19 protein-coding genes are annotated in these 17,738 nt (G+C 64.7%); 9 read left to right on the top strand and 10 right to left on the bottom strand.

What is annotated here, in order from left to right:
• Position 1: 1 nt before the first annotated feature.
• Together U8D42_RS28260 and U8D42_RS28255 are read right to left on the bottom strand one after the other, a co-directional pair.
• Entirely contained in the window at positions 2-610 is a 609-nt protein-coding gene (locus U8D42_RS28260; RefSeq protein WP_047322056.1) for a nitroreductase family protein, read from the bottom strand.
• The gene (locus U8D42_RS28255; RefSeq protein ID WP_009953881.1) at positions 610-975 is read right to left on the bottom strand and encodes a DUF4286 family protein; all 366 of its coding nucleotides are present in this window, start codon (positions 973-975) and stop codon (positions 610-612) included. The genes U8D42_RS28260 and U8D42_RS28255 overlap by 1 nt, the downstream gene beginning before the upstream one ends.
• Before the next feature lie 241 nt (positions 976-1,216).
• On the opposite strand from U8D42_RS28255, the gene U8D42_RS28250 reads away from it, so the two are divergent.
• Entirely contained in the window at positions 1,217-2,137 is a 921-nt protein-coding gene (locus tag U8D42_RS28250) for a TIGR03619 family F420-dependent LLM class oxidoreductase (protein WP_011724957.1), read from the top strand.
• Positions 2,138-2,160: 23 nt separating this feature from the next.
• Here the strand turns inward: U8D42_RS28250 and U8D42_RS28245 are convergent, their stop codons facing one another.
• The gene (locus U8D42_RS28245) at positions 2,161-3,351 is read right to left on the bottom strand and encodes a cytochrome P450 (RefSeq protein WP_011724956.1); all 1,191 of its coding nucleotides are present in this window, start codon (positions 3,349-3,351) and stop codon (positions 2,161-2,163) included.
• Between the two features lie 167 nt (positions 3,352-3,518).
• On the opposite strand from U8D42_RS28245, the gene U8D42_RS28240 reads away from it, so the two are divergent.
• A complete protein-coding gene (locus U8D42_RS28240; RefSeq protein ID WP_011724955.1) occupies positions 3,519-4,109 on the top strand; it encodes a TetR family transcriptional regulator in 591 nt (196 codons plus the stop codon).
• A gap of 6 nt (positions 4,110-4,115) precedes the next feature.
• On the opposite strand, the gene U8D42_RS28235 is transcribed toward U8D42_RS28240, so the two are convergent.
• The gene (locus tag U8D42_RS28235) at positions 4,116-5,156 is read right to left on the bottom strand and encodes a spirocyclase AveC family protein (protein ID WP_011724954.1); all 1,041 of its coding nucleotides are present in this window, start codon (positions 5,154-5,156) and stop codon (positions 4,116-4,118) included.
• A 232-nt stretch (positions 5,157-5,388) separates the two neighbouring features.
• Between U8D42_RS28235 and U8D42_RS28230 the strand changes: the two genes are divergently transcribed.
• Genes U8D42_RS28230 through U8D42_RS28220 form a run of 3 tightly spaced genes read left to right on the top strand, consistent with a single transcriptional unit; the run spans position 5,389 to position 7,405 of the window.
• Positions 5,389-6,303, top strand: coding sequence for a spirocyclase AveC family protein (locus U8D42_RS28230; RefSeq protein WP_014382043.1), 915 nt, complete (start codon positions 5,389-5,391; stop codon positions 6,301-6,303).
• A gap of 16 nt (positions 6,304-6,319) precedes the next feature.
• Positions 6,320-6,487, top strand: coding sequence for a DUF7156 family protein (locus U8D42_RS28225; protein WP_155254932.1), 168 nt, complete (start codon positions 6,320-6,322; stop codon positions 6,485-6,487).
• Between the two features lie 54 nt (positions 6,488-6,541).
• Positions 6,542-7,405, top strand: a complete 864-nt coding sequence (locus U8D42_RS28220; protein ID WP_009953872.1) for a 3-carboxyethylcatechol 2,3-dioxygenase — start codon at positions 6,542-6,544, stop codon at positions 7,403-7,405.
• On the opposite strand, the gene U8D42_RS28215 is transcribed toward U8D42_RS28220, so the two are convergent.
• A complete protein-coding gene (locus U8D42_RS28215) occupies positions 7,397-8,401 on the bottom strand; it encodes a CaiB/BaiF CoA transferase family protein (RefSeq protein ID WP_196233644.1) in 1,005 nt (334 codons plus the stop codon). The two genes, U8D42_RS28220 and U8D42_RS28215, sit on opposite strands and share 9 nt — an antisense overlap.
• Positions 8,402-8,688: 287 nt before the next feature.
• Between U8D42_RS28215 and U8D42_RS28210 the strand changes: the two genes are divergently transcribed.
• Positions 8,689-9,879, top strand: coding sequence for a CaiB/BaiF CoA transferase family protein (locus U8D42_RS28210; RefSeq protein WP_033722671.1), 1,191 nt, complete (start codon positions 8,689-8,691; stop codon positions 9,877-9,879).
• 13 nt (positions 9,880-9,892) lie between these two features.
• Here U8D42_RS28210 and U8D42_RS28205 read toward each other — a convergent pair whose 3' ends face one another.
• The 3 genes from U8D42_RS28205 to U8D42_RS28195 are packed head-to-tail and all read right to left on the bottom strand — an operon-like array spanning position 9,893 to position 12,162.
• On the bottom strand, positions 9,893-11,233 hold the full coding sequence (locus tag U8D42_RS28205) for a TetR/AcrR family transcriptional regulator (protein ID WP_011724949.1): 1,341 nt from the start codon (positions 11,231-11,233) through the stop codon (positions 9,893-9,895).
• Between the two features lie 12 nt (positions 11,234-11,245).
• Positions 11,246-11,731, bottom strand: coding sequence for a MaoC/PaaZ C-terminal domain-containing protein (locus U8D42_RS28200; RefSeq protein ID WP_009953867.1), 486 nt, complete (start codon positions 11,729-11,731; stop codon positions 11,246-11,248).
• Positions 11,728-12,162 (bottom strand): FAS1-like dehydratase domain-containing protein, encoded by a 435-nt coding sequence (locus U8D42_RS28195; RefSeq protein ID WP_009953866.1) that lies wholly within the window; start codon positions 12,160-12,162, stop codon positions 11,728-11,730. The genes U8D42_RS28200 and U8D42_RS28195 overlap by 4 nt, the downstream gene beginning before the upstream one ends.
• Before the next feature lie 78 nt (positions 12,163-12,240).
• On the opposite strand from U8D42_RS28195, the gene U8D42_RS28190 reads away from it, so the two are divergent.
• The 3 genes from U8D42_RS28190 to U8D42_RS28180 all read left to right on the top strand — a co-directional run bounded on the left by U8D42_RS28190 (position 12,241) and on the right by U8D42_RS28180 (position 15,851).
• Positions 12,241-13,704: an aldehyde dehydrogenase gene (locus U8D42_RS28190; RefSeq protein ID WP_009953865.1), complete on the top strand. Its 1,464-nt coding sequence runs from the start codon at positions 12,241-12,243 to the stop codon at positions 13,702-13,704.
• A 16-nt stretch (positions 13,705-13,720) separates the two neighbouring features.
• A complete protein-coding gene (locus U8D42_RS28185) occupies positions 13,721-14,854 on the top strand; it encodes an NDMA-dependent alcohol dehydrogenase (protein ID WP_009953864.1) in 1,134 nt (377 codons plus the stop codon).
• A 169-nt stretch (positions 14,855-15,023) separates the two neighbouring features.
• The gene (locus U8D42_RS28180) at positions 15,024-15,851 is read left to right on the top strand and encodes an SDR family oxidoreductase (protein ID WP_224112183.1); all 828 of its coding nucleotides are present in this window, start codon (positions 15,024-15,026) and stop codon (positions 15,849-15,851) included.
• A gap of 30 nt (positions 15,852-15,881) precedes the next feature.
• On the opposite strand, the gene U8D42_RS28175 is transcribed toward U8D42_RS28180, so the two are convergent.
• Both U8D42_RS28175 and U8D42_RS28170 read right to left on the bottom strand, forming a co-directional pair.
• Positions 15,882-16,385, bottom strand: coding sequence for a hypothetical protein (locus U8D42_RS28175; RefSeq protein WP_011724946.1), 504 nt, complete (start codon positions 16,383-16,385; stop codon positions 15,882-15,884).
• A 184-nt stretch (positions 16,386-16,569) separates the two neighbouring features.
• A complete protein-coding gene (locus U8D42_RS28170) occupies positions 16,570-17,652 on the bottom strand; it encodes a Gfo/Idh/MocA family protein (RefSeq protein WP_009953861.1) in 1,083 nt (360 codons plus the stop codon).
• Positions 17,653-17,738: the final 86 nt, after the last annotated feature.

Genomic DNA, 17,738 nt, shown 5'->3' with positions numbered 1-17,738 from the left:
GTCACCACGGGTTACCGAAAGCCTCGCGGTAGGTCACCGACGTCGCCGGGCGGCGGCGCGGTGGTGAAAGCTTGCGTGCGGGCAGGCCCACGTAGACCGCGGCCATCGGTATCAGGTTCTGCGGCAGCTGCAGCAGTTCCCGCACACGATCGACACCAAAGGTAGTCAGACCGGTGGTCAGACACGAGCCATATCCCAGGTCGGCAGCGGCAAGCAGCATGTTCTGCACGGCGGGGTAGATCGACGACGGTGCATAGATCTCCGGCACGCGGTCCGTGTCGGCGCACACCACTATGACAACCGGCGCCGCGGCGAAGCCGCCTTTGCTGAAACCGAATTCGAGGTCGGCGACCAGCACCTTGTCTTCGACGCTTTGCTTGACGAAGTCGCCGCCGCCGGCATTCCACGTCTCCGTCCACCAAGACGCGAGAAGTGCACGGTTGCCCTCGTCGCGAACCACGATGAACGTCCAGGGCTGAGAATTCTCCGCGCTCGGCGCGTGCACGCTGGCCGCCAACATCTGCTCGACGTCGGAATCGGGTACTTTGCCGTCCGGGTCGAATCGCCGACACGCCCGCTGGGCGCGAATACCGGCGAGCAGCTCGCCCACTAGCGGTCCGCCTGCACGCGTTCGCCGCGCGGCGTCCATCCCGTGAGCGACACCGTGGTCAGATCAAGCCACTCCCCTAGTGTGAGGGTTCCGGCCATGACACGTTTTAGAAATTCCGCCATGACGACATCGGGCTCGTTGTCCAGCTCGTAGATCACCATGTAACGGTGGGTCGGCGGCGGGAGCTGGGCCGGCAGATCCTCGTCGTCGGGCACCTTCAGTTCGGTGATGTCGTAACGCTGCGCCGCAACCACTCCCGGAACGTCGAGCACCTCCGGTACATGCTGAGCGTCATACCACTTGTTGAAGGCATCATCTTCACCCTCGATCGGGTTGGTGAGCGCTATAAACAGGTTCGGAGCCACGTGACACGCCTTTCGCAACAACCAGGGATTGGACCCACAATATGACAGTCGACTGTCACAGTCAACGTCAGACTCATGGCTCGCCGATGGCGTGACCTGACCGGGCGCCGAACCGGCTGGGTCGGCCGCCGGAACCTTGACGTTTGTCAGTAGACTGCCATAATGGGCGGGCCACGGTCGGGTGCGCGAGAACCATTCAGTCGGCGCTCCGCCCCCGGACCACGAAATCGGAAGGCGCCAGATGAGATTCACGGTTTACCTGCCCAATTGCATGCACGTCGCCGCCATCACGCAGCCCTGGGAACATCAGCTCTCCGGTGCCGACATTGCGCGAGTCGCCCAACACGCCGAGCAGCTGGGTTATTCGATGGTATTTCTGCCAGAGCACTTCCTCACCCCGACGGCTCATCTCGAGTTGTCCGGGGATCATTACTTCGACGCCACCACTGCCCAGGCCTTCGTCGCAGGCGCCACCTCGACGATCACCGTCGGCTCGATGGTCACCATTCTGCCGCTGCACAATCCGATCATCGCCGCGAAGCAGATCGCAACGTTCGACTGGCTCAGTGGCGGTCGCGCTCAGACCACCGTCGGTGTCGGCTGGCTTAAAGAGGAGTACGACGCGATCGGTGTCCCGTTCACCAAGCGCGGCCGCATGGCAGACGAATATCTCGAGGCGATGTTCGAGTTGTGGCATAGCGATTCGCCAAGTTACGACGGTGAATTCGTCAAGTTCGACGACGTCGCGTTCGGGCCCAAGCCGATCTCCACACCGCACCCGACGGTGTGGATGGGCGGAGACGCCGACGCGGTACTGCGCCGGGCGGCCCGGTTCGGAGATGGCTGGGCGCCATGGCTCACCAAGCCCGACGAGCTGCCGGCCAAATTGGATTACCTACGCTCGCAGCCCGGGTTCGACGACCGGCCGTTTTCGGTGTTCTACAGCCTGGCGGTGTTGTCCGTCGGTCAGGAACACGCCATCGTCGACGACCCGAATGCGCAGTTCGGCCAAAGCGCCCAGCAGGTCATCGACAACTGCAACATGCTGGCCGAGCGCGGCGTCACGGACACGTGGGTTAACCCACCAGCGCTGGACGGGCTCAGCGCCTACCTCGACCACATGCAGTGGGTAGCCGAGGAAATCATCCCCAAGGTCGGATGAGCGTTCCGCGACAGCCGCGAGATCTATTGACCCCTCGACGACGGCTTGATGTTCAGCGGCACCGATTGCAGCGACATCGTCCCGGTCGGCCAGGGCATCTGTGGCGGCTTGCCCAGCGCCAGAGTGTATTCGGGAATGCGTGAGTGCCACTCCTCGAGGATGAGCCGTAGTTCGAGACGCGCCAGATGTGAACCCAGACACCGGTGCGGTCCACGCCCGAATGCGAAGTGCACGACCTTGCTGTCGAGATGAATCTGGTCGGCATCCTGGTATCGACGCGGATCGCGGTCGGCGCTGCCATAACTGAGCATGACCGTGGTGTCCTTGGGCACGAACCTGCCCGCCACTTCGACCCCCTCCGTGGTGACACGTGGCGCAAACGGAACAGGACCGTCGACGCGCAAGATTTCTTCGATAAACGCCGGTATGAGCGTGAAGTCATGCGCAACACGCCGGCGCATGTCGTCGTCGGCCGCCAGCCTGGCCAAGGAGAACCCGACGGCGGAGGTGACGGTGTCGAGCCCGGCCAGCACGAACATGAAGCACAGGCCCAGGATCTCGTTGTCCGACATTCCGCCCTCGTCGGTGTCTTGGATCAACTGGGTCAGCATGTCGTTGCCGGTTGCATCGGCGCGCCGCTCGGCGATGTGCTCGGTCAAATAGCTGAACAGTTCCAGCGCATGAGCCATCACCTCCGGGGTCGCTTCGGTGCTACTCGGATCGGTGAACTGCAAGATCGCGTCCTTCCACTTCACCAGCCGGTCGCGGTCGGCCATGGGCAGCCCGAACAGTGTCAAAAACACCTGGGAGGGAAAAGGTGTCGCGAGATCGGGTACCACGTCGCACTCACCGCTCGCGACAATGGCATCGATCAACTCGCCCGCCTGCCTGCGTAGTTCGGGCTCACGCTCGGCCATTTTCTTCGGGCCGAAGAACGGGTCAAGCATTCGGCGGAAGCGGGTGTGATCTGGCGGATCGATCGCGATCGGTACCAACGGAACCGGACTTCCCAGCCGGTCGAAAGCCCGTGCCGACGAGAAGATCTCAGGTTTCTTGGCCGCGAACTCGACGGCCTCGGCACTGGTGAGCACGACCTCCTCGCCAGAACTCACCGCCTCGCCGGCCTCCCGCAGCTCCCGCCAAGCGCGCGTGCGGTCCTCCGCGAAGGGCAGATCGTTGATGTTCAGCGTTCCGGTGATGCCAAGCTCGGTCATTGAGACGAGATCCTCCCTACCCGCGCCGGCTGGCGCTCAAGTAACACTATGACAGTGCACTGTCATATATTGGGAAGTATCGTCGGTATCACCACGAGTGTCAACGATGTGCCGGCACCCGGAGTCGTTGTACTGTCGGGACACCCAGACGGGAAAGGGGATGGCGGATGGCCCGGGGCGACCGATCACCGCGGGACGCGCATGCGGACCGGGTCCGCAATGCGCTGCTGAACGCGGCCCTGAACCTGTTCAGCACCAACGGTTACGACGAGACCACCACGGACCAGATCGCCGAGAGCGTGGGCGTTTCGCCGAGGACCTTCTTCCGCTACTTCCCAACCAAAGAGTCGGTGCTTTTCTTCGGCGAGTACGACTTCATCGACGCCGTGAGCGGGGTCTACCTCGCTCAACCGGAGGAGGCATCAGACTTCGAGGCGTTGGCGAATTCATTCGCGTTGCTTGCACCAGGACTCAAGCGCATCCGTAAACGGATCGCGCAGTATCACGACGCCGTCGCGTCGTCGCTCGTGTTGCTGGGCCGCGAACGCAAAAACCACGAGGCCAACGCCGAGACCGTCGCTCAGGTGATCGCCGAACGACGCCGGATGCCCGCCCCCGACAGCGAATGCCGGCTCTTGGCGGCCGTTGGCATGCTGCTCGTCGAGCGCGCCCTCAATCAGTGGCTTTCGACGCCAGGCCGTTCACTCGACGACCTGATCCGCCAGGAGTTCGCCGCCCTGCCCGCGGTACTGAAGTAGGGCGAGCTAGCGATCGTCGAAACGGGTGCCGTCGGGGCACGCCCGCGGGGTGTCCGGTCCGCAGTACTGCGTGCGCAGATAGCTCGGGTAGGTCTGGGTCGGCCCCGCGTAAAGGCCCGCGAAGTTCACCGGCAGGTCGTACACGCCGATCGCCACCACGTGCAGAAACCCGGTGACCGCGAGCACCCTCAGCAGTCCTCTGGCCCATGGCCCTGCCCACCCCAGCGTCTCCACACCCGCCTCCACCCTGATCTGGCCGGCGCGGTTGCGAAAGAACATCAGCGCTCCGCTGGAGCTGAGCACCAGCGACCACAGGATGGGGCCGTAGAGCGGTATCTGCATCGTCTGACCCGCCCAGAGCGTGACGCCGGGAATCGACGCCGGATAGCCGAGCAGGCCGTGGCGCACCGCAAAGATCTCGAGCGGAAACTCGATGACATACACCGCAAGCCAACCGGTGCAGAAGGTGCGGACGGGCCCCAGCGTCGGCCATCGGTGCCGCGCCCGTCCCATGGTCCACCGGGCGATCGAGCCCATGGCCAGCGGCATCCAGATATAGATCATTCCGATCATCAGCACCGGCTCAGCCATCAATCGACCGTCGGGGCTGAGCCAGCCGGGGATGTTCTGCGTCCAGTTGCCGAAATTGAGCAAGCCGGCGTTATAGAACAGCGCCGGCTGAAACCAGTTGATCAGCGGGTCGTGCCACCATGCGATTGCCGATCCGATCACGATGGCAGCTTCGACGCAGAGTTGACGCTCGCGCACGCTCTTGCGGATAACGTAGCCGATGGCAGCCATCGCCAGTATGGGGCAGGCGATCTGGAAGGCGGTCATCGCCCAGTGGGTGGCCGCGGGGATCGGGTCGGGACCGGGATTCACCCGGGTCGCATTGCCCGACGCGATCCACGAGATATAGACGTAGGCGGCGATTATTACGCACACCGCGCCGAGGCTCGACCAGAACAGCACCGGCCGAATCGTCTTGATCTGCGGAGGCTCGATGGCCGATGGCTCTGCCCGGCTAGAGGACTTCAGATCCGTCACTAGTAGCTCCTTTGGCACGACCTACCAAAGATGACAGTTCACTGTCATAGTGTCAATGTCCGGCATCGGATGCCGGACCGCAACCGGTATGCCGCAGCATTCAAGCCGTCATACAGCGGAGGCACACTCCATCACAGATTCTGGTGACAAACGAAATATAGTCAACTAGGTTACATATGTAGAAGATCGGCTGAACGGAATGGGGTCCGCTCCCTCCAGCTGAGAGGCAACGATGCTCTTCGCCACATCACAATTGGCACCACCGGCAACCCTCAACCCATCTGGCGTCTGGTTTTTCAACTGGGTGATACCGATCGCCGGCAGCATCTTCATCGTTCTGGCGATCGCCGACGTCATTCGTCGTCGGCGCCTGACCTGGGGATTCCTTTTCCTGTTCAACAGCCTCGCGGTGTATTGGATGGAGACCATCGGGGACTGGGGCCAGATGCTCTTCTACAGCCCGGCGTTCGCCCAGCACCATCTGCTCGAATGGCTACCGATCAAGACCCGTAACGATCCGTTGTTCATGCCGTTCGCCTACGCGGTGTACTGGGGAGTGCACGCGCTTCTGGTGTTGTGGCTGAGTCAATGGGTGTCCGCACGGTTCGGCTGGAGCATGCTCAAATCCATGTTGGTGCTTGCGATTCCAGTCAACTACATCTGGGACTTCGCCGTCGAGGGCACCGCCACGGCGATGGGATGGTGGACCTACGATCCCGGCATGGGGCCGGTTCTGGAGTGGGGCAACGGCGGTCGCATCACACTGCTCTGGACCATCGGCATCATGTGCATATGGCCCAACCTGATCGCCTATTGGGCCGGTAAACCGCCGATTCGCGGCCTCAACCATATTGAGCGATTCTGCCGGTTAGATCGCTTCACCGTCCCGCGGACCGCATTGCATCCGGCTGCCGACACCGAAAGTCGCGGCGGGACAGCCGTTGCCACCAAGCAATTGGTCTCGACCAAGCAGCAAGAATTCGACGACTACCTCAACTACGACGTGGCGATTCCGCGGTGGCGCTTCGAAATCTTGCGACTGGGCGCCTGGTTCATCATCTTCCAGGTCACCTTCTTTGTGTTCCTGATCATTCCGCTGGTGGTGTTGCGCACCGTGACCGGCGCCGACAGCCCCTACATTCCGTGATCCGAAAGGAGTCGTGGTGGCAAGCGAACGCATGAACAAGCTGCCCGCTGAATTCTTTCTTCCTCCGCAGACCAATGCCGCGCTGCAGCGAGAAACCGTCCGGCTTGTCGCGGCATGCGTGGCGTTCATCGTGATCCTCGGCGTCATCGTGGCGTTGACGCAAGGCATCGTCATTACGGTGTGATGCCGTGGTCGGCCGGCGACTGATCTAACATTAGTGTCACTTCTAGCGGAGGTGATGGACGTGACGCCAGAGCGGCTGGTTGTCTGTGCAAGCCACAGCCCGGGTAAGGAGCGCGATGTCGAACGCGCCTTCGGTCGCAGGTTCCGCTCGGCACTGACGTCGGCGGCCGAACGCGCGCAACACTTCGATCCCGACGTGGTGATCGTGTTCGGCGGTGACCACCGCCGCGCGTTTCGACACGTGGTACCCGCCTTCGGGGTCGCGTTGTCCGCATCGATTCTGGCCGAAGGCGGCCACCCGGCCGGCAACCTTGATGTCCCGTCCGCGGTGGCACGCCGACTGTGCGAACACCTGCTGTCGGCCGGGTTCGACGTCGCGGCATGTCGTGACATCGGACTGGATCACGCGTTCGCCCAGCCCGTTCGGGATCTGCTCGGCGACTTGGCGGTCAAGCCGGTCATCCCGCTGCCGGTGAACTGTGCCACGGCTCCGCTTCCGACTGGCCGTCGAGTGGCCGAGTTCGGCGCGGAAGTTGGCCGGTTCCTCGACGGGATCGCCGAGCGGGTGCTGGTGATCGGGACCGGAGGGTTGTCACATTCCCCGCCGAGTCTGGAGGTCGATACCTACGACCTCAGCGACGAAGACCGGGCTCGGATCATCGCCGAGGGTATGGCGGCAGCGCGCACCAAGATCCGTCCCGATTGGGACGCCGAAGTGTTGGACGCCATGTCGAACTGGGACGTCGCTTCGCTGATTCGGCTCGTCGACACCGCCCACACCCGTGCGGGCGCGGGCGCCAACGAGGTCAGGACCTGGCTTGCCGCGGGCGCCGCGGGCGGTGGGCGGCCGGTAACCCCGATGGTCTATGAGCCTGTGCCGGAATGGATCACCGGGATGGCCGTCGCTGCGTCAGCGTGATCGAGGCGCCACGCGCGCGGGCCGCGGTTGCGCGGCCGGGGTTCGGGAGAAGCGCGGCGCGGACGCCGGTTGACGGATCCCATCGATGTCGACGAACACGTTGCGTGCCCGCATATGCGGATCGTCGATCGCCTCGGTCGCGGTCAGAACCGGCGTGACGCATGCGTCGCTATCCGAGAAAACCCGCGCCCAGTGGTCCCGAGTTTCCTCCCGGAATTTGTCCGACAGGGCATCCCGCATCGCGGGCCAGCCGGCACGCTCCCGTTGCGGGCCCAGAGTGTCCGGGTCGATCTCCAGCAGCCGCAGCAACTCGGCGAAGAAGGCCGGTTCAAGCGCACCCACGGCGACGTAGCCACCGTCCGCGCATTCGTAGGTGCGGTAGAACGGCGCCGAGCCATCAAAGATGTTGTCACCCCGCCCGTCTGACCACCGGCCGTCGCCGAGCATCGCCCACAGGATGTGGCCCAGCATCGGTGCGCCGTTGACAATCGCGGCATCGATCACCTGGCCTCGCCCCGAGGCGTGTCGCTCTAGCAAGGCGGCAAGGACGCCCACGACCGCGAATAGCGAGCCACCACCGTAGTCGCCGACCAGATTCAGGGGTGGCGCCGGCGGACGATCCGGGTCACCCATGGCGTGAAGCAATCCGGTGAGGCCGACGTAGTTGATGTCATGGCCGGCCTGTCGAGCTCGGGGACCGGTCTGGCCCCATCCGGTTATGCGGGTGTAAACCAATCTCGGGTTACGACGGCAGCATTCGTCAGGTCCGAGGCCGAGGCGTTCGACGACGCCGGGTCGGAACCCCTCGATGAGAACGTCAGCATCGTCGATGAGGTGGCGCACCCCGTTGAGCTCGGCGGCGTCTTTGAGATCGGCGAAAACGATCCGGCGCCCACGCAGCTGGGCGCCCCCACCACCACCCCCGGGCCGCTGAACCCGCGTCACTTCGGCACCCAGGTCGGCGAGCAACATTGCGGCGTGTGGCCCGGGTCCCATGCCCGCGAGTTCGACGACCTTAATGCCATTCAGAGGACCCGCCGGTGCCTGCGGGCAGCTATCTACCACCTGATGAGCCTAGCCATAATCTGACACCGCATACATATGGTGTTTTCTGTCTGCGCAATGCATCCAGGGGCTACGAGGTCATCCTGATATGATTTTCTGACGTATCCGTCATCTAATCCTCGGGGGTGCTGCACTGTGTGCGTCCGCGGTTCGGGTATTACAGCCGAATACGAGGCAGGCGGTTGGACCGGTCAGCCGGCCCGGAATTCGCCGGCGACATGACGAGTGCGCCACTGGCCGGCATAACCGTCGTGAGCCTCGAGCAGGCGGTCGCCGCGCCGTACGCCACCCGACAGCTGGCGGACCTCGGCGCACGGGTAATCAAGGTCGAGCGTCCGCAGGGCGGCGATTTCGCCCGCGGCTACGACCGCACAGTGCACGGGGAGTCGAGCTACTTCGTCTGGCTCAATCGTGGCAAAGAGTCGTTGACTGTCGACCTCAAGCAGCCCGAGGGCAGACGCATCGTTGAGCGTCTACTCGAGGGCGCCGACGTGCTGGTGCAAAACCTGGCGCCGGGTGCCGCGGCTCGGATGGGCTTGGACACCGAATCGGTGGCGCGCGCGCACCCACGGACCATCACGGCGACCATCAGCGGCTATGGACAGGACGGACCTTGGCGCGACCGCAAGGCCTACGACCTTTTGGTACAAGCCGAGGCCGGGTTGTTGTCGGTGACCGGTTCGCCGGCGGAGGTGGCGCGCACCGGTGTATCGATCGCCGACATCGCCGCCGGCATGTTCGCCTTCTCCGGAATCCTCACCGCGCTTTACACCCGCGCCACCACCGGCGCGGTGCGGCCGGTCTCGGTGTCGTTATTCGACGCGTTGGTCGAATGGATGTCCCAACCCCTCTACTACGGCCGCTACGGGGGAAAGGCGCCACCACGCACCGGCGCGCGGCATCCGACGATCGCCCCGTACGGCCCGGTGACCGCGGGCGACGGCGGCACCGTGTTGCTGGGCGTGCAGAATTCAGCCGAATGGCTGAGGTTCTGCGAAATCGTCTTGGAAAGAAGAGATCTCGTCGACGAACCGCGGTTCGCTACGAACCCTGATCGGGTAGCGCACCGCGATGAGTTGGAGTCGATTATCACCACCGTGGCGGCGCGGCTGAGCGCTGAAGAACTCGAAGCGCGCCTGCAGAGCGCCGGCGTGGCGCACGCGCGCATGAACGGTGTTGATCACTTGTGGCTACATCCGGTACTCGTCGGCCGGGATCGATGGCACGAGATTCAGACGCCCGGCGGTCCGGCTGCCGCGCTGCCGCCGCCCGCGGGCCTGGCAGGCGTCGATCCGGTGATTGGTGACGTGCCCGCGCTGGGCGAGCACAGCCGAAAGATTTTGCACGAGTTGGGATATTCCGCACAGGCGACCGACGAACTCATCGCCGCTGGTGTTACGACGGCATAGCTCAGGACTCGATCTACTTCGCGCGTCCGAAGAATCCGCGGTTGATGCAAGTCATTAACACATCGACGAGCTCGTCGGCGTCAATCGGTTCGGGCAGATCGAGAGCGGCCTGCGGCACCCGGGTGACGAGCGCACGCAGGATCAGTGCGGAGACCACCGGGTCGAACGGATACCGACCCGGTCCGCGGATCAGCATCCTGGCCGCGCCGATATCCATCTGCACCTGGCCGTTCTCCCCGATGCTCACGATGGTGGGGTCGTCGGTGGCGCCTTCGACCCACGCTTCGATGCATCCCGAATACCGGTCGTAGAACTCGACGTAGGTACGCAGCCAGTGCCGCAGCGTCGACTTCTTGGCCACTGGGTCGACGTCGGCGATCCGGTGGGCGAATGCCGTTCCGGCCCCGTAAATTTCGGCGGCCACGGCGGCGAGCAGATCCTGCTTGTCGCTGAAGTACTTGTAGAACGTGCCCCGCGCCACGTTGGCCGCCTCGACAATGTCATCGACACTGGTGCTGCGATAGCCCCGGGCGCGGAACTGGGCTGCGCCGGCATCGGCCAAAGCATTTACGGTGGTGACGGCGCGCTTACTGAGGCTGGTGGTGCGCTCGCTGATCGAGAGCCCCGCGATGTCTGGGGCCGGAGGTGCCTTGAGGGCGTCGATGTCGGCCGCCGGATCCGTGCTGGCGTGCAAAGACAGTGACCGCAGCACCGATCGTGGGGTGTCAGGGAACAACATCAGCTGCAGGAATACCGACAACGTGTCGACCGCATCCTTGGCGCTACGGCCATAAGCGCGGTCGGTATGTACGAACAGATTGATGCGGTGCACCAGCGCGGTCATCGCCATGGCCGCGACCTCCGGGTCCAGGCCGTTGAGGCCCGAGCCGGCGAGCCGCTCCGCGAGGCGGTGGTTATAACCGCGTACAAACCGGGTGATTTCGGGACGCACCTTGGTGTCCGACGAGGCGATCGCCGTCCACTGCACGAACATCGTGGAGTATTTGTCGAACACCCAACTCCACTCCCCTAGCCACCAGTTCAGATTGTCGAAGCCGACCTCGTCCGGGCCGAGCGGACCGATGCGACGCGCCACCCGAAACAACGCGCTGCCGCATTCGTTGAGCAGCTCCAGGAAGATCTCGTCCTTGCCTTTGAAGTACTGGTACAGGGTGGCCCGGGACACCCCTGCCGCTTTGGCTATCGCGTCGACCGAGGTGTCGAAGTAGCCCACCCGGCCGAATAGCTCCAGCGAGACCTCGGCGATACGGCCCCGGGTGTTGGCACCGCGAGCGCCCACTGCGGGGCTGGAGGGGCCGTAGCTGGCCCGGCGGACGATCGAGGCTTCGGACATAATGTTTCCAGCCTATGGCCGATCCGCGTCACCCGCGCCGCATCGAGCGGCGTTCCGCGGGTTGACGAACTCGGCGGTGCCGGTGATCGCGACGCCGCCCGTCTGCCGGGTAGCGGTCAACTCCACGATCACCCGTTCGGCGTCAGGCTCCGCCGACACGGCGGTCACGGTGCCCGAGCAGGTCAACACGTCGCCCGGCCAGACCTGCTCGCGAAAGCGGACGCCGAAACGGCGCACGCTGCCCGCGCCCAGCCAATCGGTGGCGAACCCGGCCAGTAGCGCCGCGGAGAACATGCCCTGGGCGAACACCGAAGGGTAGCCGGCGGAACGCGCGAGTTGATCGTCGTAATGCATGGGGTTGAAATCACCGGACGCGCCTGCGTAGCGGACGAACATCTGCCGAGTCAGTGGTCCGAACTCGCGGACCGGCGCCTGCACGCCGACACGCAATGCGGTGGTCGTCGTGGTCTGTCCGCCTGCGCCGTCGCCGGGACTCATCGGGGGGCCGTCTCGATGAAGGTGGCTTTGGCCTCGGCGACGAGCGCTCCGCCGGCGTCGCGGTACTCAGTAACCACGGTGGCGAAACGCATCGTGCCCCCACGTTTGCCCGGTTTCGAGTACCGGTCGACGATCCTCTCCCGTGCGGTCAGGACGTCACCGGCCGCGGGCGGGGCGGAGTGAAAGGTGTATTCCTGTTCGCCGTGCAGCAAGCGCTTGCGGTCGAAACCCACGTCAACCCGGACACCGGCCGGGGCCCAGCGGCCTGCGGTCGTCAGGAATGTCGGCGGGATGATCGCGTCAGGACCACGGTAGGCGGGATCGTCGCACAACATGGCCTCAGCGAACTCGGCGACCTTGCCCTGCTCCACGACCAGGTCCCACGGCCGTCCGGAATTACCGTCGGCGTCGTTATCGGGCGATGCAGTCATAGTGACCAATACTGTCAGAAAAAGTGAAGACCTGAAACTAAATCGTCGCTTCGTAGCCAATGGACTGCTTGTCCAAAGATGACATTGCTGCCAGAATCGGTGCCCATGGTGGAGTTGGCGGCAAGCTATGCCGCAGGCAAATGGGTGTCGGGCGCGCACGCCGGAACACTGGATGTGACGTCGCCGGCCACCGGCGAGCTGCTGGGCACCGTCGGTATTGCCGGCCCCGACGACGTGGGCGCCGCGGTCGCCGCCGCCCGCGGCGCGCTGCAGTCGTGGGGGCGGGTCGCTCCTGCCGATCGCGGTGCCGCATTGGGGCGACTCGCCGACGCGCTGAGCGCCCGCAAGGGTGAACTGGCCGACCTGACCACCGCGGAGATCGGCTCGCCGCGATCCTGGAGCACCTTCGGTCAGGTCATCACCGCGGTCGGCGTGCTGCGCGCCTACGCGTCGATCACCCCGCACTATCCCTTCTCGACCACCCGTCCATCGGTGACGGGCGGCACCGTCGAGGTGCGTCAGCTTCCCGTCGGCGTGGTCGGCGCCATCGTGCCATGGAACACACCGCTGTTCATCGCAGCGCTAAAGCTCGGCCCCGCCCTGGCGGCGGGGTGCACAGTGGTGCTCAAGCCGGCGCCCGATGCCCCGCTCGAATTCGGCGTGCTGATGGAGGCGATCGAGGAAGCTGGACTGCCCGACGGAGTCGTCAACGTCGTCAACGGGGGCGCTGAAACCGGCGAGCTGCTCACCGAACATCCGGGGGTCGACAAGGTCAGCTTCACCGGCTCGACGGCCGTCGGTGCCAGGATCGCAGCGTCGTGTGGCTCCCGAATCCGCCGCTGCAGCACCGAACTGGGCGGCAAGTCCGCGGCCATCGTGCTGCCCGATGCGCCGCTTGAGACGACGGTGCCGGGTTTGGTCGCCGGCGTGATGGGCAACAACGGTCAGCTGTGCGCCGCTCTGACGCGAATCGTGTTGCCGCGCAGCCGCTACGACGAATTTGTGGCCGCACTGACGGCCGCCGTCGCCGAGCTGATCGTCGGGGATCCCGCCGACCGGGTCACCGATATCGGTCCGCTGATCAACGAGGCTGCGCGCGACAGGGTCGAGGGGTTCCTGCGGCGCGCGCGGCAGGACGGCGCCACCGTGTTGGTCGGCGGCGAGCGGCCCAACCGTCCAGGGTGGTTCCTCTCTCCCGCGGTCGTCGCCGCGACCAACGACATGGAGATCGCCCGCGAAGAGGTCTTCGGACCGGTCGCGGTCGTGATCGCCTACGACGACACCGGCGCCGACGACGTCGCTGAGGCGGTGGCCATCGCCAACGACTCCCGGTACGGGCTGGTCGGCGCGGTGTGGTCTGCCGACACGGAACGGGCGGCGGCGGTGGCGGCCCAGCTGCTGGTGGGTTCCGTGGCCGTCAACTCGACCGCCGTGCTCGACTTCGCCAGCCCGTTCGGCGGATTCAAGCAGTCCGGCATCGGCCGCGAGGGGGGCCCCGAGGGCATCGCCGGGTTTGTCGAGCATCAAGCCATCATCCGTTGAGCCGGAAGGGATTCCAGTGCAGACTCAAGCAGCGGTCTTGTTCGAACGCAACACACCCTGGTCCATCGAGTCCATCGAGCTCGACGCGCCGAAGGCGACCGAGGTGCTGATCGAACTACACGCTTCGGGCATGTGTCACTCCGACGACCATCTCGTCACCGGCGACATGCCGATCCGATTGCCCTGCATCGGCGGGCACGAGGGCGCGGGCGTGGTCAAGGCCGTCGGTGAGCACGTGTCGTGGCTGTCGCCGGGCGACCACGTGGTGTTCAGCTTCATCCCGTCGTGCGGACGGTGCCCGTCGTGCTCGACGGGCCACCAGAGTCTGTGCGACCTCGGCGCAAAGATCTACTCGGGCATGCAGATTCACGACGGCACCGCTCGCCACCATCTCGGTGGCGACGACCTCGCGCTGGCCTGCGGTATCGGCTCGTTTGCCCACCACACCGTGGTGCACGAGGCCAGTTGCGTGAAGATCCCGGACCACTATCGCCTCGACCTGGCCTGTCTTCTGGGCTGCGGCTTCATCACCGGTTGGGGATCATCGGTCTATGCCGCCAACGTCAGGCCGGGCGACACCGTTGCCATCGCCGGGGTCGGTGGCATCGGCGCCGCGGCAGTCCAGGGCGCGCGGCTCGCGGGTGCCCGCACCATCACCGTCATCGACCCCTCGGAGTACAAACGGGCCGAAGCGGTCAAGATGGGAGCCACTCATACCGCGGCCGACTGGAACGAGGCGAAAGCCGTTGTTGCCGAAGCTACCTGGAACCGCGGCGTAGACAAGTTCATCTGTGCTATGGGAGTCGGTGACGGCCAACTGGTCGGCCAGGCGCTGGCCATGACGGCCAAGCGTGGCCGGCTGGTGGTCACCAACATCCACCCAATGCTGGAACGGGAGATCCGGGCTAATCTGATGGACCTCACCCTGACCGAGAAGCAGATTGTCGGAACCCTCTACGGCTCGGGCAATCCCCGTGCCGACATCCCTAAGATCCTCGAGTTGTACAGCGCCGGGCAGGTGGACCTCGAATCCATGGTCACCCGCACCTACCCCCTGGAGAAGGTCAACGACGGCTACGCCGACATGCACGCCGGCGCCAATATCCGTGGCGTACTGATTTATCCGCCCGCCGAGGGATCACTCGGCTGAGGCGATGCGGTCTCACATACGAGGTCCGCTGGGCACGTGACCGGACGATCTGGCGGCACATCGACCGAGTGCAGCGTGAGAAAGGAAGCGAGATGTCATCTCCTCGGCTGAAGTGCGTGGACACTGCCGGGACGCTCGCGACCGCGGGATGGCTCTGGGGAGGAGCGACATGATCAGCAGACGTCTGGCAGGCAAGGTGGCGCTCGTGACCGGTGCAGCCAGAGGACGGGGTCGAAGCCACGCGCTACGTTTGGCCCGCGAAGGCGCAGACATCATGTTGGTAGATCTGTGTGACAACATCCCTTCGTGTGACTATCCGCTCGCCACTAGCGAAGACCTCGACCGCACCGCTTGCATGATCGAGAAGCTCGACCGACGAGCGGCGGTGTACCGCTGCGATGTCTGCGATCGAACCGAAATGGAGATCGCAGTCGACACCGCGGTACGGCAACTCGGCGCGCTCGACGTCGTCGTCGCGAGCGCCGCCATCGCCCCAACTCGGGCGGAAGCCCCGATCGCGGCCTTCATCGATACGTTCGACGTCGACTTTCTCGGCGTGGTAAACACTTTCAGCGCCGCGATGCCACGATTGAGCGAAGGCGCGTCCCTTATCGCTTCTGGTCCCTCATCGTCGGCGCAAGGACCTCTCCACGATCGGCCGCAGGGACCCGGCGGGGCGGCGTATGAACTCGCGCAGTCGATGGTTTCGCAGTATGTGCAGATGCTAGCTAAACAGCTTGCGCCACTTGGTATTCGGGTGAATACCGCCAGCGGTTCGGAGAACGGCTACGACTCTGGCTACGCCGGACGGCTGTATCGGCCCGTCATGCTCGACGTTGATCGCGTTGGCGCGGCGTCGCTTTCCACCATGTCATGGCCTGTTACGACCTGGGCTGACACGGATGCGTCCGCCGCGGTGGCATTCTTGGCGGCGGACGAATCGCGAGCGATAACCGGCCGGCACGTGACGGTTGATGCCGGCTCGTCCCTCAACTAACCCGACGACCGGGCGCTACACCCGCGCGGCTCAGGTCGACGCCACCCAGTTGGTAATCGATGAGGTGAATGAGGCACCCAGTTTGGCACGTATCCACGGCGGTAGATTTTTTGGCATCGGTAACGGTACCGACCGGGCGCCACGCGCCTCGAGCAGTGCCTCGTACGCGGCGGTATCGCCGCCGAACGGTTGTCCCTCACCGGCGATGAACCCATACAGTTCACACCCCTGCGGGCCGGCCTCCCAAGGTCCGAATACGTCCCCCCACTCAAGCATGATGTGCGTGCCTGCGCGGGCGACCACGTCGCCGCAGCGGATCTCGCCGGCCAGGATGAAATTGCTGTGATCGCCGGTGTGACCGTGCTGCGAGGAGATGGCCCCCGGGTCCCACTTGTTCCAGAACGCGAAGTACCGGGGAGACAGCTCAATCCACTTCTCCCATATCGACGCCGTACGGCCATCTGCGAACTCATAACGCAGCATCTCCTCAGCCGGTACGTCGTCGAGATGCTTGATCGACGGTCCGCCTCTCATTGGGCACTTCCCTTCCGCTACTGATTACGTCCCGACTACAGCCCTCTGCGCTTGACGATCAATCACATCGTCGGAGCCAACGGCAGGCGATCACGACGTTGCAAGCCGCGCCGTTGTTCACTCTTGACGCAGTTCATTCGGGTCGCGCCACCGTCGAGGTGAAGCCTATTTTTAGTCGCACATCTCAAACCTGCACCTGCTCCCACCCTCCGCCTTCGGCGGAGCGGTGCGCGGCGTCGATCACCGCGAGCGACAACAGCCCGTCCTCGAAGGTAGCCGCGCCGCTGGGACCACCGTCGAACGCGGGCAGCCAGTCCTGCAGCATCAGCGCCATAGCCCTGCTGGCGTGACCCGCCAGGCCCCCGGGCAACCGCTCGGGGTGCGCGGGCTCGCGTTCATCCACCGTCAGGGGACTCAATCCCGCATCGGTGGCGGCGCCGAGGCTGTATGCCGCGGAACGCAAGTCGCCGTCGCCGATGATGGTGCCATCGGAGCCGAACAATTCGAGGCGGTAGTGATCGGCGTGGGCGCCCATAACGGAGAGGCTCAAAATGACGGTCACCCCCGACTCCATACGCATCAGCAGTGCCGCGGTGTCATCGGCGGTGACCGGTAGGGTCCCCCCGTCGGGCAGTTCGCGGACAGGATCGCTGGTGCGCACCTCCGCGCACACCGACACCGGGCGGCCGAGCAGGCTGGTCAGGAAGTCCAGATCGTGCACCAGCATGCCGGCCAGATAGCCGCCGCCCTGCTCGCGGTCGTACATCCAATGTGCCTGCAGTGGATGACTCGGATGCCAATACGACGCGCTGCGACTGACCCGGGCGAGGTACTGCGAACCGAGAAAGCCCGAGCGCACCTTGTCGGCGACTGCCAACCAGTCCGGGTTCCACCGGTTTTCGAAACAGCAGGCGGTGGGCAGCTTGGAATCGGTCGCAGCACGCACCATGTGGCGGGCCGCTTCGAGGTCGCCCGCCAGCGGCTTCTCGCACAACACCGGCTTACCCGCCGCCAGTGCGGCGATCGTCATTTCGTGGTGCAGCACGGTGGGAGTCGCGACCGAGATGACGTCTAGGTCGTCGCGGGTAACGAAAGACTGCCAATCGGTGGAGGTCTGTTCGATGCCCAGTTTGGCCGCCGCACGCTCCAGCCGATCGGGTGTACGCGCACAGAGCGCGACGGGCTCGAAGCCCTTCGCCGCCCGGAAACCGGGCACCTGCACACGTGCGCCCCACCCGACGCCGATGATGCCGACCCGTAAAGTCATGTGCTCTTCTCCGTTCCTCCGTTTGCAGTGACACTAACGTTAGATAACTCGTGCCGCGAGCGAATAAATATTGAGACATTGCCCGA

The organism is Mycobacterium europaeum, from assembly GCF_034555895.2.
Lineage (GTDB): Bacteria > Actinomycetota > Actinomycetes > Mycobacteriales > Mycobacteriaceae > Mycobacterium > Mycobacterium europaeum.
Note: the sequence above shows the minus strand (reverse complement) of the source record. Positions and strands in the feature narration are given on the sequence as shown.